The sequence below is a fragment of the Rhodococcus sp. Leaf247 genome, from assembly GCF_001426185.1.
Lineage (GTDB): Bacteria > Actinomycetota > Actinomycetes > Mycobacteriales > Mycobacteriaceae > Rhodococcoides.
Genome location: NZ_LMRP01000003.1, coordinates 232,548 through 246,863 on the forward strand (window position 1 = coordinate 232,548; position 14,316 = coordinate 246,863).

A 14,316-nucleotide genomic window follows, 5' to 3' on the forward strand; every position below is an offset into this window, starting at 1 on the left:
CGTCAAACGATTCCCGAGCGCCGGAGCGCTGCCACGATCGATTCCGCCTGCTCGTAGGCACGGTCCAGCAGAATTTCGAGCAGTGCGGACTTGGCGTGCGGGTCGGTCTCGGTGAGTGCGTCGAAGTCTTTCGGACTCAGCAGTGCCACCTCGGTGTCCTTCGCCGCGGTGATCCGCAGTCCGAACGGTGAGCGGCGCACCAGGGGCATCTCGCCGAAGCTCATGCCGGCCGACAGTGTCGACACGGCCCTCACGGTGCCGTCCGGGAGAACGAAGTCCACCGCCACCCGGCCCGACAGCACCATCGCCAGGCCCAGGGGTGGGTCTCCGATGCGGGCGATGACCGTACCTCGGTCGTACCGCGCCTCGGTGGTCCGCGAGGTGACCGCACGGCGGTGGATCTCGTCCAGACCGGCGATGATCGGATGCTCGTCGAGCGTCACCTCGGTCGGCTGACGCGCGCCGCCGCACCATCGATCGAGGACGGTGTCCTCACCCCATCGCAGGGCGGAATCGAGATCGTCGAACACTCTGCCGGTCCCGTCGTGCTCGGACAGCGACGACACCGTGTGTGCCATCGTCGACCGCGGATCGACGAGAACGGCCGCGCAGTTCTCGCGTCGCAGCCCGGCCGCGAGTGCATCGAGCATCGATCGTGCGACACCACTGACGTCGTCGACCCGGCGCATGTCCAGGATCACGCCGTCGATCGCCGTGCCGGCGTCGCGACCCTGGTCGACAGCCGTCGACACGGCTCGAACGACGCTCTCCGCCGCTGCGAACAGCAGGTCACCGTGTAGCTCGAACACACGCACCCGACGTCCGCGGGCGGCGAGAGTTTCCTGTTCCGCCGCGGTGCGACGCCGACGCGACGGTGTGTCGCCGACGGAGTACTCGGCTCGCACCGCGCTGCGCGCGGCGCGTCCGACGTGGAGGAAGTGCAGCTCCAACCTCCGCGACAGTTCTCGGCAGGCCATCACGCCGCGGACGCTGTTGCCGTGTGCGTCCAGCCGGGGGGAGAAGACGGAGATGCCGAGCTGGCCGGGCAGGACGGCCATCACGGCGCCCGCGACACCGCTCTTGGCGGGAAGACCGACGCGGTTCACCCAGTCCCCGGCGCCGTCGTACATCCCGCAGGTCGTCATGACGCTCAGCACACGCTCGACGAGGACGGGATCGAGAGCGCGCACCTCGGTGCACGGGTTGAGACCGTTGTTGGCGAGCGTGGCGGCCATGATCGAGACGTCGCGGCACGTCACATCCAGCGAGCACTGCCGGAAGTAGAGATCGACGGTCGAGTCCGGATCGTCGGTGATGATGCCGAACGAGCGCAGCATGTGACCGATGGCTCGGTTCCGGTGTCCGGTGCGTGACTCGGACGCGTGGACGGCCGCGTTCATCGTCAGCTCCCGACCGGCGTAGCGCGAGAACGACTCCCGGATGCGGCCGAACTGCAGGCTCGGCGTGTCGCCGGCGACGAGCGACGCGGACGTGATCGCCCCGGCGTTGATCATCGGGTTCCGCGGCCGTTCCGTCACCGGGTCCAGGCTGATCTCGTTGAACGGCTCACCGGACGGTTCGACGTCGATGCGACTCGCCACGTCGTCCTCGCCCCTGTCGGAGAGCGCCAGCGCGTACGTGAAGGGCTTCGAGACCGACTGGATCGTGAACGGTACGTCCGTGTCGCCGACCTCGTAGACGTGGCCGTCCGCTGTCGTGAGGCAGATGCCGAAACGATCCGGGTCGGCTGCCGCGAGTTCGGGGATGTAGTCGGCGACGGCGCCGGAGGTATCCGCCACACACATCGCGTGGACCTCCTCCAGGATCTGCTGCACCACGTCGGTCATCGTCACCACTCTTCCCGGTTGCGCCGTGAATCGGCGCTCGTACGGTAACCCGCCGTTCGGCCTCCACGTAGACTCGTGAGAACTCGCCTGCTCACCGTGCGTCCTGCCCGGTGAGCGTCAGGCACTTCTGGAGAGGGAGCGATTTCGTTGGGTGTTTTCGATCGCGTGCACGAGCCCAGCGACCTGCGCGCTCTCGGCCCCGAGGAGCTCGCGGAGCTGTCCGCCGAGATCCGCCGATTCCTGGTCGAGAAAGTATCCGCGACAGGTGGCCACCTGGGGCCGAATCTCGGTGTGGTGGAGCTGACTCTGGCCATCCACCGCGTCTTCGATTCGCCCCGTGATCCCGTGATCTTCGACACCGGTCATCAGGCCTACGTCCACAAGATGGTCACCGGTCGAGCTGATCGGTTCGATTCGTTGCGCAAGGAGGGTGGCCTGTCGGGCTACCCGTCCCGTAGCGAGAGCGAGCACGACTGGGTCGAGTCCTCGCACGCGTCGGCGTCCCTGTCCTACGCCGACGGCCTGGCCAAGGCCTTCCAGCTGACCGGCCGAGGCGATCGCCATGTCGTCGCCGTCGTCGGAGACGGTGCTCTCACCGGCGGTATGTGTTGGGAAGCGCTCAACAACATCGCCGCCGGCAAGGACCGCTCCGTCGTGATCGTCGTGAACGACAACGGCCGCTCCTACTCTCCGACCATCGGCGGCCTCGCCGATCACCTCGCGACTCTGCGCCTGCAGCCGAACTACGAGCGCGCGCTGGACACAGGTCGGCACATGGTGAAGAACCTCCCCGTGGTCGGCTCGGCCGCCTACGCGATGTTGCACGGGATGAAGGCCGGCCTCAAGGACGCCATCAGCCCGCAGGTCATGTTCACCGACCTCGGGATCAAGTACCTGGGACCGGTGGACGGCCACGACCAGGCGGCTCTGGAATCGGCCTTGCGTCGAGCCAAGGCATTCGGCGGTCCGGTGATCGTGCATGCGGTCACCCGCAAGGGCATGGGCTACTCGTTCGCCGAGAACGACGTCGCCGATCAGATGCATTCCACGGGTGTCATCGACCCGCTGACCGGTCTGGCGACCAGCATCTCGGCGCCGGACTGGACGTCGGAGTTCTCGCGTGAGCTGATCGCGCTGGGCACCGAACGGACGGACGTCGTCGCGATCACCGCGGCCATGGCGGGCCCGACAGGTCTCGCTGCGTTCGGCGAACAGTTCCCCGATCGGTTCTTCGACGTGGGTATCGCCGAGCAGCACGCGCTGACGTCCGCGGCCGGGCTCGCCCTGGGCGGACTGCATCCCGTCGTCGCGATCTACTCGACGTTCCTCAACCGCGCCTTCGACCAGTTGTTGATGGACGTCGCGCTGCTGAAACTCCCCGTCACGCTGGTTCTCGACCGAGCGGGCGTCACGGGGTCCGACGGAGCGAGCCACAACGGAATGTGGGACATGTCGCTGCTCGGCATCGTGCCGAACATGCGGGTCGCAGCTCCGCGCGACGGCGCCACGCTGCGCGAGGAGCTGGGCGAGGCTCTGGCCGTGTCCGACGGGCCGACAGCGCTGCGGTTCCCCAAGGGTGCGATCCCCGCCGACATCCAGGCAGTTCGTCGACTCGACGATCGCGTCGACGTCCTGCACGAGCCGGAGGGGCAGGCGGACGTGTTGCTCGTCGCTGTCGGTCCGTTCGCGTCCCTGGCTCTGGACACGGTGGCGGAGCTGGCCGCGAGCGGTGTGCAGGCGACAGTGGTGGATCCCCGATGGGTTCTGCCCGTGCCGGACTCGCTGGTCAAGCTCGCGGCGGACTTCCGGTTGGTCGTCACGCTCGAGGACAGCGGCCTGCACGGCGGTATCGGCGCGTCCGTCTCGGCGGCGCTCAGAGCCGGTGGCGTCGACGTTCCGTGCCGGGATCTCGGTGTGCCGCAACAGTTTCTGGATCACAGCTCGCGTGACCGGATCCACGCCGACATCGGCCTGACTCCGGCGGACATCGCCGGGCGGGTGTGCGGGTGGATCGGCCACCAGCCCGGCGACATCTGAGCTCAGGCTGCTCTGTCGGCCGCGTCCTTCAGTCGCGGCAGGATGCGGTCGAGAACCCACGGTGTGCTGACGGGGTTGACGTTGCTCAGTCCGGCGACCACCTGCGTGTCGGTCAGGGAGATCGCCGAACCGCGCGACACCGCCGGCAGCGTCGTCAGCGCGGGAACCGAGGAGAAGTCGAAGCCCTCGGGCGTGAACGCGACGATGACGTCCGCGTCGATGCTCTTCACGTTCTCGAACGAGATGGTCGAGAAGAAGGCGTCCGCTCCGTCGGACTCGTCCAACGCGACGACACCCGGAGCGTTGACGAAGCCCATCTCGGTGAGCACCTGCACCCGAGGATCCGACGGCATGTAGACGTTCGCCTGCCCCGAGTCCGTGTCGAGGTTGACCACCGCGACGGTCTTCCCGGCGAACTCGGGATGGGCGTCGGCCTCCGCTGCGAGTCGTTCACCCATTCCGTCGATGAGAGCCTGCGCCTCCGTGGGCTTCCCGACGGCCTCGCCGATCATCGTGGTCTGCTCCTGCCACGTCGTCTGCCACGCTTCGCCGGGGTAGGCCACGACGGGTGCGACGGCGGACAGCGTGTCGTAGTAGGACTTCGGGAAGCCCTCGTAGGGGGCTAGCACCAGATCGGGCGTCAGTGTCGCGATGGTCTCCACGTCGGGATCTCCGGCTGCGGGATCGTCGTACAACGTCGTCGCGTCGGCGTCGTAGTACTGCTGCGCCCACGGCATCACACCGTTCTCGTCGGCGCCGTAGGTGTACTTCGGCTGCCCGACGGGCGTGACGTCCAGAGCGCCGAGGATGTCCTGCGCGTTCCATCCCATCGTGACGATGCGCTGGGGCTGAGCCTCGACGACGGTCGAGCCGAAGGCGTGGTCGACGGTGACGGGGAACGCGCCCCCGGACGCGGCTGCGGGCGCGTCGGAATCGGTGTCGGACGAGCATCCGGCGACGAGGGCGAGCGCGGCAGTGGCCGCGATGGCGGGGAGAAGTCGAGAACGTTTCACATTGGGTAGCCTAACCTACGCAAACGCCCGTGCGCCCTCCACGTATCCGGGGATACGTGGAGGGCGCACGGGCGGTATGGCGCCGGGTACGACTACAGGCTGGCGACACCCTTGTCGAGGAACCGGTGACCGGTGACGGCTTCGGAGGTTCCGGTGCGGTCCAGGTACGGCACGATGCCGCCGTTCCAGAACCCGAAGCCGCCGCCGAGGATCAGGCAGAGGTCGATGTCCTGGGCGGCTGCGACGACGCCCTCCTGCAGCATGATGTCGATCTCCTCCGCGAAGGCGCGGCGGGTGCGATCGAGCACCTGCTCGGACGTCGACGGTGAGTCGCCCTGCGGCCACAGATCGGCGATTTCGGGGTCGACGGTCTTGGCTCCGTCGGCGCCGTAGGTCCACACCGCGGACTTCTTGTTCGCGACCATCGCCTGCAGGCCGGGGGAGTCGTGGAACCGCTCCGGGTAGTACTCGGCCATGGTCTCACCGGTGTGCAGTGCGACGGCGGGGCCGACGAGCGAGAGCAGCGTGAGCGGACTCATCGGCATGCCGAGCTCGCTGATGGCGTTGTCGGCGACGTCGAAGGGAGTGCCCTCGTCGATCGCGTTCATGACCTCGCCGAGGGCGCGGGTGAGGAGGCGGTTGAAGACGAAGCCGGGCTTGTCGGCGATCAGCACGGCTGACTTCTTCAAGGACTTCGCCGTGGCGAATGCCGTTGCGAGAGTGGCGTCGTCCGTCTTCTCACCGCGGACGATCTCCAGTAGCGGAAGAACGGCGACGGGGTTGAAGAAGTGGAATCCGACGACCCGCTCGGGGTGCTTGAGCTCCGCCGCCATGCGGGTGATCGACAGCGACGACGTGTTGGTCGCGAGGATCGTCTCGGGGGAGACGAACTCTTCGAGCTCGGCGAAGACCTTCTTCTTGACGTCGAGATTCTCGAAGACCGCCTCGATGACCCAATCGGTCCTCGCGAACGCGGCCTTGTCGAGCGATCCGGACACCAGTGCCTTGAGGCGGTTCGCGGCGTCGGGGGACAGCCGCTTCTTACCCTGCAGCTTGTCGATCTCGGCGTGGACGTAACCGACGCCCTTGTCGATCCGCTCCTGATCGATGTCGGTGAGGATCACCGGCACCTTCAGCTGACGCACGAACAGCAGCGCGAGCTGGCTGGCCATGAGGCCGGCGCCCACGATGCCGACGCCGGTGACCTTTCGAGCCAGCGACTTGTCGGGCGCTCCGGCGGGCCGCTTGGCACGCTTCTGCACCAGATCGAAGGCGTAGAGACCGGCGCGCAACTCGTCGGCCATGAGGAGGTCGGCCAGCGCCTCGTCCTCGGCAGCGAACGCCGTGTCGAGCGACGCGGAGTCGGTGATGTCGGTCGACTTCGCCAGCTCCAGAAGCTGCACGGCGCGCACCGGGCCCGGTGCGTGGTCGCCGGTCTTGCCGGAGACGATGGCCTTGGCCCGGGCGATCGCGTCGTCCCAGCCCTGGCCGCGGTCGATCTCGGGGCGGGTCGGGGTGACGTCCCCGGAGACGACCTTCGCGGCCCACAGCAGGGACTGCTCGAGGAAGTCGGCTCCGCCGAAGACCTCGTCCGCGATGCCCAGCTTCAGTGCGTCCGCGGGCTTGAGCATCCGGTTCTGGTTGAGCGCGTTCTCGATCACCACGGTGACGGCATTGGCCGGCCCGATCAGGTTGGGCAGCAACTGAGTTCCGCCCCAGCCGGGAACCAGACCCAGGAATGTCTCCGGGAGCCCCAGTGCCGCAGCGTTGTCCGCGACGGTGCGGTAGTGGCAGTGCAGCGCGATCTCCAGTCCACCACCCAGAGCGGCGCCGTTCACGAACGCGAACGTCGGAACCGTCGACTCGCGAAGACGTCGGAACACCTTGTGTCCCAACGTGCCGATCTCCAGGGCGACCGACCGGTCGGAGATGTTCGGCACGCCGTTCAGGTCTGCGCCGACGGCGAAGATGAAGGGCTTGCCGGTCACCGCGACGGCCACCGGATCTGCGGCATAGGCCGCATCCAGGGCGGCATCGAGCTCGGTGAGTCCGGCAGGTCCGAAGGTGGACGGCTTGGTGTGGTCGAAACCGTTGTCGAGGGTGACGATGGCGACCGGGCCGTCGAGGCCGGGCACGGTGACGATCTTGGTGAACGCGTGGGTCACCACTTCATCGGAGAAGGCAGAAGTCATGGCAATCACTTGCTTCCGTCGTAGGCGGGGTTTTCCCAGACGACGCTGCCGCCCATGCCGAGGCCGATGCACATGGTGGTCAGGCCGTAGCGGACATCGGGACGGGTGGCGAACTGCCGGCTGAGCTGAGTCATGAGCCGGACACCGGAGGACGCGAGCGGGTGCCCGCAGGCGATGGCGCCGCCCCACTGGTTGATCCGGGCGTCGTCGTCGGCGATGCCGAAGTGCTCGGCGAACGCCAGAACCTGGATCGCGAAGGCTTCGTTGATCTCGAAGAGGCCGATGTCCTCGATTGACAATCCGGTGCGGGACAGCAACTTCTCGGTGGCGGGGACGGGACCGATTCCCATCACGGCGGGATCGACGCCGGCGAAAGAGAAGCCCACCATGCGCATGCCGACCTTCAGGCCGAGCTCGGCGGCGGTGTCCTCACCGGCGAGGATCGCGGCGGTCGCACCGTCGTTCAGGCCGGCGGCATTTCCGGCGGTGACGCGTCCGGCGGGGCGGAACGGCGTCTTGAGCTTCGCCAGGTCCTCGAGCGTGGTGCCGGGGCGAGGCGGCTCGTCCTCGGTGGCCAGACCCCAGCCCGCTGCGGACTTCGTGGCGACGGGGACCAGTGTCTCGGCGATCAGGCCGGACTTCTTGGCCGCGTCGTACTTCTCCTGGCTCGCGACGGCGTAGGCATCCGTGCGGTCCTTGGTGATCGACGGGTAGCGGTCGTGCAGGTTCTCGGCCGTGTTGCCCATGACCAGAGCACTCGGGTCGACGAGCTTGTCCGCGAGGAAGCGCGGGTTCGGGTCGACACCCTCGCCCATCGGGTGGCGGCCCATGTGCTCGACGCCACCGGCGATGACGACGTCGTACTGACCGAAGCCGATTCCCGACGCGGTGGTGGTGACGGCGGTCATGGCACCCGCACACATGCGGTCGACGGCGAAGCCGGGGACGCTGCGGGGGAGTCCGGCGAGCAGCGCGGAGGTGCGGCCGATGGTCAGACCCTGGTCCCCGGTCTGCGTGGTGGCAGCGATGCCAACCTCGTCGACTCGCTCGGGGGGAAGCTCGGGGTTACGGCGCAGGAGTTCGCGGATAGCTTTGACGACGAGGTCGTCCGCACGGGTATCCGCGTAGATGCCCTTGGGGCCGGCCTTGCCGAACGGTGTGCGGACGCCGTCGACGAACGCGACACCGCGACTGGACGCGGAGCGAGCGGGTGCGGATTTCGGAGAAGACATGGTTCCTTCCGGCAGGCGCTGGAACGAGCCGGGCCTCCGGCTCGCGCGCCCACTCTAACCCGGCCCTACTCGTCGGTAACTTCGGCCTCGTCGGCGTCCGCGGGGATGTGCGCGAGGCCTGCTGCCAGAACTGGGACCGTGAGGGTGCGCTGCCAGGGGCGCGCCCCGTGGGACAGCAGGAACGACTCGATCACCGCGTCGTCCGGCTCCTGTGTGCCCGACACGAGGGTCGGCCACTCCCAGCACAGGCGACGCACGACGTCGGGCGTCAGGAGGTTCTCCACCGGCACCGATACCTCCGCCGACAGTGCGGCCATCGCCTCCCGCACCGAGGACAACCGCGCCGCGGCGTCCGGATCGCGGCGTGCCCACCGGCTGACGGGCGGCGGCCCGACGAACGGCTGCGTGACGGGAGGAAGCGCGTCGTCGGGCAGTGCGCGCGCACGGTCGAGGGCCTCGAGCCACACCTTGGCTTGACGACGCTGACGCGGACCGCCGAACACGGGCAGGGAGCACAGTTCGGCGACGGACCCGGGGTTCTTCTGGGCCGCGGCGACGATGGCGGAGTCGGGAAGAACGCGGCTCGGGGCGATGTCGCGGCGACGTGCCAGGTCGTCCCGCGCCGTCCACAGAGCGCGGACCGCGGCTAGCGTGCGGGGGTTCTTGATGGTGTGGATACCGGACGTGCGACGCCAACGATCGGGCTTCGGCGTCGCCGGCGGGGCGGTGCGGATGTACTCGAATTCCTCTGCGGCCCACTCGGTCTTGCCCTGTGCTGCCAGTTCCTCGGCCATCACGTCGCGCAGCTCCACCAGAACTTCGACGTCCAGCGCCGCGTAGTTGAGCCACGTGTCGGGAAGCGGCCTGGTGGACCAGTCGGCAGCGCCGTGGCCCTTCTGCAGGGACAGCCCGAGGGTGCGCTCGACGATTGCAGCCAGCCCCACACGCTCGAAGCCCGCCAGTCGACCGGCCAGTTCGGTGTCGTACAGCTTCGCCGGGGTCATGCCCAGTTCAGCGAGTCCGGGCAGATCTTGATCGGCCGAATGCAGGACCCATTCCAAGCCGTTGATCGCGTCGGCGAAGACGGCGAGTGCCTCGACGCCGCCGCTCTGCACGACGGGGATCGGGTCCAGCAGCACGGTGCCCGCGCCACGCCGACGGAATTGCAGGAGGTACGCCCGTGCCGAGTACCGGAACCCCGACGCGCGTTCGGCGTCGACGGCGAGCGGACCTGTTCCCGACGCCAGGAGTTCGGCCGCCGCACGCACGGCCTCGGCGGTGTCGGTCAGCGGCGGCACCCCGTCCCGTGGAGCGAGGAGTGGTTCGGCAGGTTCGGGCTCGGCGGGATCGGTCACGTCCGGTGACGCCGCGTCGGGAGAGATCGAGTCGGGAGCGGTCGGGTCGGACATTCCCCGAACTCTAGGCGCCGGACGAGCCGGAGTCGCCGCGTGTACCCAAAGCGGTGATGCCGGCCGGCGGCAGGCCCGCCGCGTACGCCAGCACTTCGCCGAAGGCCTCGACGTGCACCGACAGCTCCTCGCTCAGCGCAGTCCAGGACGCCCGAAGCTCGAGTTGGTGGGCGCGCGGCGGCCCGGCGATGTCGCCGTAGCGGACGGAACTGGTGGACGTGACGGTGCCACCGAGAGCTGTGAGCGGTTCCGACCGCGACTCGAAGGCGTCGACCAACCAGCTCCACGCGACCTCTGGCAGCAGCGGATCGGATGCCAGGGAGGCGTCGACGTCGGCCTGGATGTACGCCACCAGACGCATCGTGCCGTTCCACGCCTCGTCACCGTCGGGGTCGTAGAGCAGGATCAATCGACCGAACGCGTCGCCGTCGCTCTGCTCCGGAACCGACTCGGTCTCCGAGTGCCGAACTTCCGCCCCGAGGGCGTAACTGAACGGTGCGAGACGCTGCGGCGGTCGGATGGGGCCGACCTCGATGCTGGGGTGGACCGTCGCCCGGTGCATCGCGTCGATGGCGGCGCGGAAGGGCGCAGGCTGCGAGGCGGTCTCGGACGTGGTCACGAGAGCGGACGTTAGCCCGGTTGCCGACGCCGTGGTCAGAGGCGCGCCGTAGGGGGACGGGCGGCGGCGTGGCAGCATGGTCGGCGATGAACACGACGCCTGACGACGCCCTCACCGGTAGCGATACGACCCCGCGTCGCTCGCTGCCCGACGCACCGTTTCTCGCGGCGGCGACCGGGCGGGTGCCGACGCGTCGGCCCGTCTGGTTCATGCGGCAGGCGGGCAGGTCGCTGCCCGAGTACCGGAAGTTGCGCGAGGGCACCACGATGCTCGGCTCGTGCTTCGACCCGGAGATGGTCACCGAGATCACGATGCAACCGGTGCGCCGCCACGGCGTGGACGCCGCCATCCTGTTCTCCGACATCGTCGTACCGCTGAAGGCGGCGGGCATCGATCTCGAGATCGTGGCCGGTACGGGACCGGTGATCGCGAACCCGGTGCGGACGGTCGCCGACGTCGAGGCATTGCCGCCGTTGCTGCCGGAGCAGGTCGAACCCGTCGCGAAGGCGGTGTCCCTGCTCCTCACCGAGCTCGGTGACGTGCCGCTGATCGGGTTCGCCGGAGCGCCGTTCACGTTGGCGTCGTACCTCGTCGAGGGCGGCCCCAGTCGTAATCACGAGCGCACCAAGGCGCTCATGCACTCCGATCCGCACACGTGGCATGCGTTGCTGTCCGCCCTCGCCGACACCACCATCGGCTTCCTGCAGGCGCAGATCGGAGCCGGCGTCGACGCCGTGCAGCTCTTCGATTCCTGGGCAGGCGCGTTGTCGCTGGCCGAGTACCGCGAGTTCGTCCTTCCGCACTCGACACGCGTGTTCGACGCGGTGTCATCGGCGGGTATCCCCACGATCCACTTCGGTGTCGGCACGGGTGAGTTGCTCGGCGCGATGGGTGAGGCAGGCGCCGACGTGGTCGGTGTCGACTGGCGGATCCCCCTCGACGTGGCAGCACGACGGGTCGGCCCCGGCAAGGCACTGCAGGGCAACCTCGACCCCGCCGTCCTGTTCGCCGGCCCGGACGCACTGCGTCGCCATGTGGTTCGCATCGTGGGCGAAGCCGACGCGGCCCTCGACCTCGGCGCGACCGGACACGTCTTCAACCTCGGACACGGCGTCCTGCCGGCCACCGATCCCGGCGTCGTCACATCGGTGGTGGAGATGGTGCACCAGCTGTGACCTCGGTCGCGATCGTCGGAGCCGGGATCAGCGGCCTGGTCGCGGCCCATCGTCTGCGTCGGCTGCTGGGCGAGAACGCCCGCATCGTGATCGTCGACAGCGCCGAGCGGATCGGCGGTAAACTGCGCACCGTCGACATGGGTTCCGGCCCGGTCGACGTGGGCGCGGAAGCGTTCATCGCGCGGCGACCCGAGGTGCCCGAACTCCTGGCGGAGCTGGGCCTGTCGGACGAGTTGGTCCGACCGTCGTCGACCGCGAGGCCGCTGCTGCGCACCGGGGGAGCGCTGCACAGCCTGCCCGTGGGAACGCTGATGGGGATCCCGGCCACTTCCGAGTCCGTGCGGTCGATCGTCGACGACGAGACCTGCCGACGCATCGACGACGAGCGATCGCGACCCCTGGCCTGGACGCCGGGTGACGACGCCGCCGTCGGCGCCCTCGTCTCCGAACGGTTCGGTCCGCAGGTCACCGCCCGCAGCGTCGACCCGCTGCTCGGCGGTGTGTACTCGGGCCTGTCCGACACCACGAGCGTGCGGGCGGCGCTGCCGACGCTCGCGGCAGCCCTCGACGGTGGCGCGAGCAGTCTCGGCGAGGCTGTCGAGCGTGCTCGGCCGACTCCTGCGCCCGGGCCCGTCTTCGGTGGCCTACGCCGCGGATACGGCGTGCTGCTGGAGGCGTTGCTGGCGTCGTCGCGCGCAGACCAGGTGCATGCCGACGTCGCGGACCTCACGCGCGATTCCGGCGGGCAGTGGGTGATTCCCGGAGTCGGCGCCGTGGACGGTGTCCTCCTGGCGGTGCCCGCGCCGGTCGCGTCGGGACTGCTCGTCGGTGTCGATCGGGCGCTGGGAACGGAACTCGGCGCACTACCGCTCGCGTCGTCGGCCGTCGTCGCACTGGGGTACGACGCGTGCGACCTGCCCGAGAACTCGGGAGTGCTGGTGGCCACCGGAGAACTCGACTCCACCGGTGTCCCGTTGCGCGCGAAGGCGTTCACGCTGTCGAGCAGGAAATGGCCGCACCTTGCCGAGCGTGGAGGCGAACTGGTGCGCGTGTCCTTCGGGCGGTTCGGGGACTCCGCGATAGTCGACCGACCCGACGACGTCCTGATCGACGCCGCACGTCGAGACCTGCAGGACGTACTCGGAATCACGGACGTGCCGACGACGGCGTTCGTGCAGCGCTGGCACGGGGGCCTGCCGCAGTACCGGCCCGGCCACGTCGCCCGGATCGCCCGCATCGACGCGGCGGCAGCCGCCATCCCTCGGCTCGAACTCGCGGGCGCCTACCTGCACGGCGTCGGGGTCCCCGCCTGCGTGGCGACGGCGTCCGCCGCGGCACTGCGGTTGGCTGCAGCGCTCTGACCCGTTCGTGACGTCGGCGCGTCGGGTGGCACGATGGGCTCATGGCACGTCTCGATTTCGCAGCACTCAACTCCACCCTCCGGTACTCGATGCACTCGGTGTTCACGGCCCGACCCGGCGCACTCGGTGAGGACCGAGCGGCCGTGCTCGCCGAGGCACAGGCGTTCTTCGACGGTCTCGAGAACACCGATGTCGTGGTGCGCGGCATCTACGACGTCGCCGGGCTGCGCGCCGACGCGGACTTCATGATCTGGTGGCACGCCGAGCGGATCGAGGATCTTCAGGCGGCGTACTCGCGGTTCCGCCGCTCCACGGCACTGGGGCGCGCCTGTGACACCTTCTGGAGCAACGCGGCCCTGCATCGGCCCGCCGAGTTCAACAAGTCGCACGTTCCCGCGTTCATCGCGAACGAGGAGCCCGGCGCGTACATCTGCGTCTACCCGTTCGTCCGATCGCTGGACTGGTACCTGCTTCCCGACGAGGAACGACGGACGATGCTGGCCGATCACGGCAAGGCCGCGCGCGGGTACAAGGACGTCCGCGCCAATACGGTTCCGTCGTTCGCCCTCGGTGACTACGAGTGGATCCTGGCGTTCGAGGCGCCGAGCCTCGACCGCATCGTCGACCTCATGCGAGACCTCCGTGCGACCGAGGCGAGACGGCATGTGCGCGAAGAGGTCCCGTTCTTCAGCGGCCCCCGGGTGAGCGTCGAGGCCCTCGTCGAGTCGCTTCCGTGAGCACACCCGCCGCCGTTCTCTTCGATTTCTCCGGCACGCTCTTCCGGCTCGAGGAGGACGAGAGTTGGTTCACCGATCTCCGCGTCGGCGACGACGAGAAGGTCGACGGGCACTTCCAGGCGGAACTGATGCGGCGCATGACTCAACCTGTCGGGTCGGTGGTCACACTCGACGACGACGGCCACCGTGCCTGGGAAGCGCGCGATCTGGACCCGGCCATGCACCGGGCCGCGTACCTCGCCGTGCTCGAGGCGTCGGGCGTACGGCGGAAGGATCATGCAGAGTCGTTGTACGACAAGGTGATCGACCCGGACTCGTGGACCGCCTACCCCGACACCGCGCGGGTCGTGCGCGGCCTGGCCGAGAAGAACATCCCGATCGCCGTCGTCAGCAACATCGCCTTCGACCTGCGCCCCGCGTTCGACCACCTCGGCGTCGGTCACCTGATCACGTATTACTCGCTGTCCTTCGAGGTGGGCGCCGTCAAGCCGGACCCCGCCATCTTCCGCGCAGCCGTCGACGCGCTCGGTGTCCCGGCGCAGTCGTGCCTCATGGTCGGTGACAGCGAGGAGGCGGACGGCGGAGCGAGGGCGCTCGGCATGTCCTTCGGCCTCGTCGATCCGCTTCCCACGGACCAGCGCCCGTCCGCGCTGGTCGATGTGGTGACCGAGCACGGCCTCCGGATCGACTGACG

General features: G+C 68.9%; 11 protein-coding genes. 5 read left to right on the forward strand and 6 right to left on the reverse strand.

Features of this window, described 5'->3' with window-relative positions:
* Window positions 1–2 precede the first annotated feature (2 nt).
* Window positions 3–1,847: a glutaminase A gene (gene glsA, locus ASG64_RS16410; RefSeq protein ID WP_042572741.1), complete on the reverse strand. Its 1,845-nt coding sequence runs from the start codon at window positions 1,845–1,847 to the stop codon at window positions 3–5.
* A 147-nt stretch (window positions 1,848–1,994) separates the two neighbouring features.
* Here glsA and dxs point away from each other — a divergent pair, with 147 nt between their 5' ends.
* Complete coding sequence (gene dxs, locus ASG64_RS16415) at window positions 1,995–3,884, forward strand: 1-deoxy-D-xylulose-5-phosphate synthase (RefSeq protein WP_042572664.1); 1,890 nt, start codon at window positions 1,995–1,997, stop codon at window positions 3,882–3,884.
* Window positions 3,885–3,886: 2 nt separating this feature from the next.
* On the opposite strand, the gene ASG64_RS16420 is transcribed toward dxs, so the two are convergent.
* From ASG64_RS16420 to ASG64_RS16440, 5 genes are all read right to left on the reverse strand, one after another.
* Window positions 3,887–4,897 (reverse strand): iron-siderophore ABC transporter substrate-binding protein, encoded by a 1,011-nt coding sequence (locus tag ASG64_RS16420; RefSeq protein ID WP_042572665.1) that lies wholly within the window; start codon window positions 4,895–4,897, stop codon window positions 3,887–3,889.
* A 92-nt stretch (window positions 4,898–4,989) separates the two neighbouring features.
* Window positions 4,990–7,089 carry a 3-hydroxyacyl-CoA dehydrogenase NAD-binding domain-containing protein gene (locus tag ASG64_RS16425; protein WP_042572666.1) on the reverse strand — a complete coding sequence of 700 codons (2,100 nt, stop codon included), beginning with the start codon at window positions 7,087–7,089 and terminating at the stop codon, window positions 4,990–4,992.
* Between the two features lie 5 nt (window positions 7,090–7,094).
* On the reverse strand, window positions 7,095–8,321 hold the full coding sequence (locus tag ASG64_RS16430) for a thiolase family protein (RefSeq protein WP_056074656.1): 1,227 nt from the start codon (window positions 8,319–8,321) through the stop codon (window positions 7,095–7,097).
* A gap of 65 nt (window positions 8,322–8,386) precedes the next feature.
* Window positions 8,387–9,730 carry an HRDC domain-containing protein gene (locus ASG64_RS16435; RefSeq protein ID WP_056074658.1) on the reverse strand — a complete coding sequence of 448 codons (1,344 nt, stop codon included), beginning with the start codon at window positions 9,728–9,730 and terminating at the stop codon, window positions 8,387–8,389.
* A gap of 10 nt (window positions 9,731–9,740) precedes the next feature.
* On the reverse strand, window positions 9,741–10,349 hold the full coding sequence (locus ASG64_RS16440) for a DUF3000 domain-containing protein (protein WP_042572669.1): 609 nt from the start codon (window positions 10,347–10,349) through the stop codon (window positions 9,741–9,743).
* Between the two features lie 86 nt (window positions 10,350–10,435).
* Here ASG64_RS16440 and hemE point away from each other — a divergent pair, with 86 nt between their 5' ends.
* The 4 genes from hemE to ASG64_RS16460 are packed head-to-tail and all read left to right on the forward strand — an operon-like array spanning window position 10,436 to window position 14,314.
* Window positions 10,436–11,524 (forward strand): uroporphyrinogen decarboxylase, encoded by a 1,089-nt coding sequence (hemE, locus tag ASG64_RS16445; RefSeq protein ID WP_042572670.1) that lies wholly within the window; start codon window positions 10,436–10,438, stop codon window positions 11,522–11,524.
* Window positions 11,521–12,885 (forward strand): protoporphyrinogen oxidase, encoded by a 1,365-nt coding sequence (locus ASG64_RS16450; RefSeq protein WP_056074659.1) that lies wholly within the window; start codon window positions 11,521–11,523, stop codon window positions 12,883–12,885. Before hemE ends, ASG64_RS16450 begins: the two co-directional genes overlap by 4 nt.
* Before the next feature lie 41 nt (window positions 12,886–12,926).
* Entirely contained in the window at window positions 12,927–13,622 is a 696-nt protein-coding gene (gene hemQ / locus ASG64_RS16455; protein ID WP_056074663.1) for a hydrogen peroxide-dependent heme synthase, read from the forward strand.
* Window positions 13,619–14,314: an HAD family hydrolase gene (locus ASG64_RS16460; protein WP_056074665.1), complete on the forward strand. Its 696-nt coding sequence runs from the start codon at window positions 13,619–13,621 to the stop codon at window positions 14,312–14,314. Before hemQ ends, ASG64_RS16460 begins: the two co-directional genes overlap by 4 nt.
* Window positions 14,315–14,316: the final 2 nt, after the last annotated feature.

Bases quoted from the DNA above. Each gene is read 5' to 3' on its own strand.
- glsA (WP_042572741.1), bottom strand. From the start codon at position 1,847: ATGACCGACGTGGTGCAGCAGATCCTGGAGGAGGTCCACGCGATGTGT.
- ASG64_RS16425 (WP_042572666.1), bottom strand. From the start codon at position 7,089: ATGACTTCTGCCTTCTCCGATGAAGTGGTGACCCACGCGTTCACCAAG.
- ASG64_RS16430 (WP_056074656.1), bottom strand. From the start codon at position 8,321: ATGTCTTCTCCGAAATCCGCACCCGCTCGCTCCGCGTCCAGTCGCGGT.
- ASG64_RS16435 (WP_056074658.1), bottom strand. From the start codon at position 9,730: ATGTCCGACCCGACCGCTCCCGACTCGATCTCTCCCGACGCGGCGTCA.
- hemE (WP_042572670.1), top strand. From the start codon at position 10,436: ATGAACACGACGCCTGACGACGCCCTCACCGGTAGCGATACGACCCCG.
- hemQ (WP_056074663.1), top strand. From the start codon at position 12,927: ATGGCACGTCTCGATTTCGCAGCACTCAACTCCACCCTCCGGTACTCG.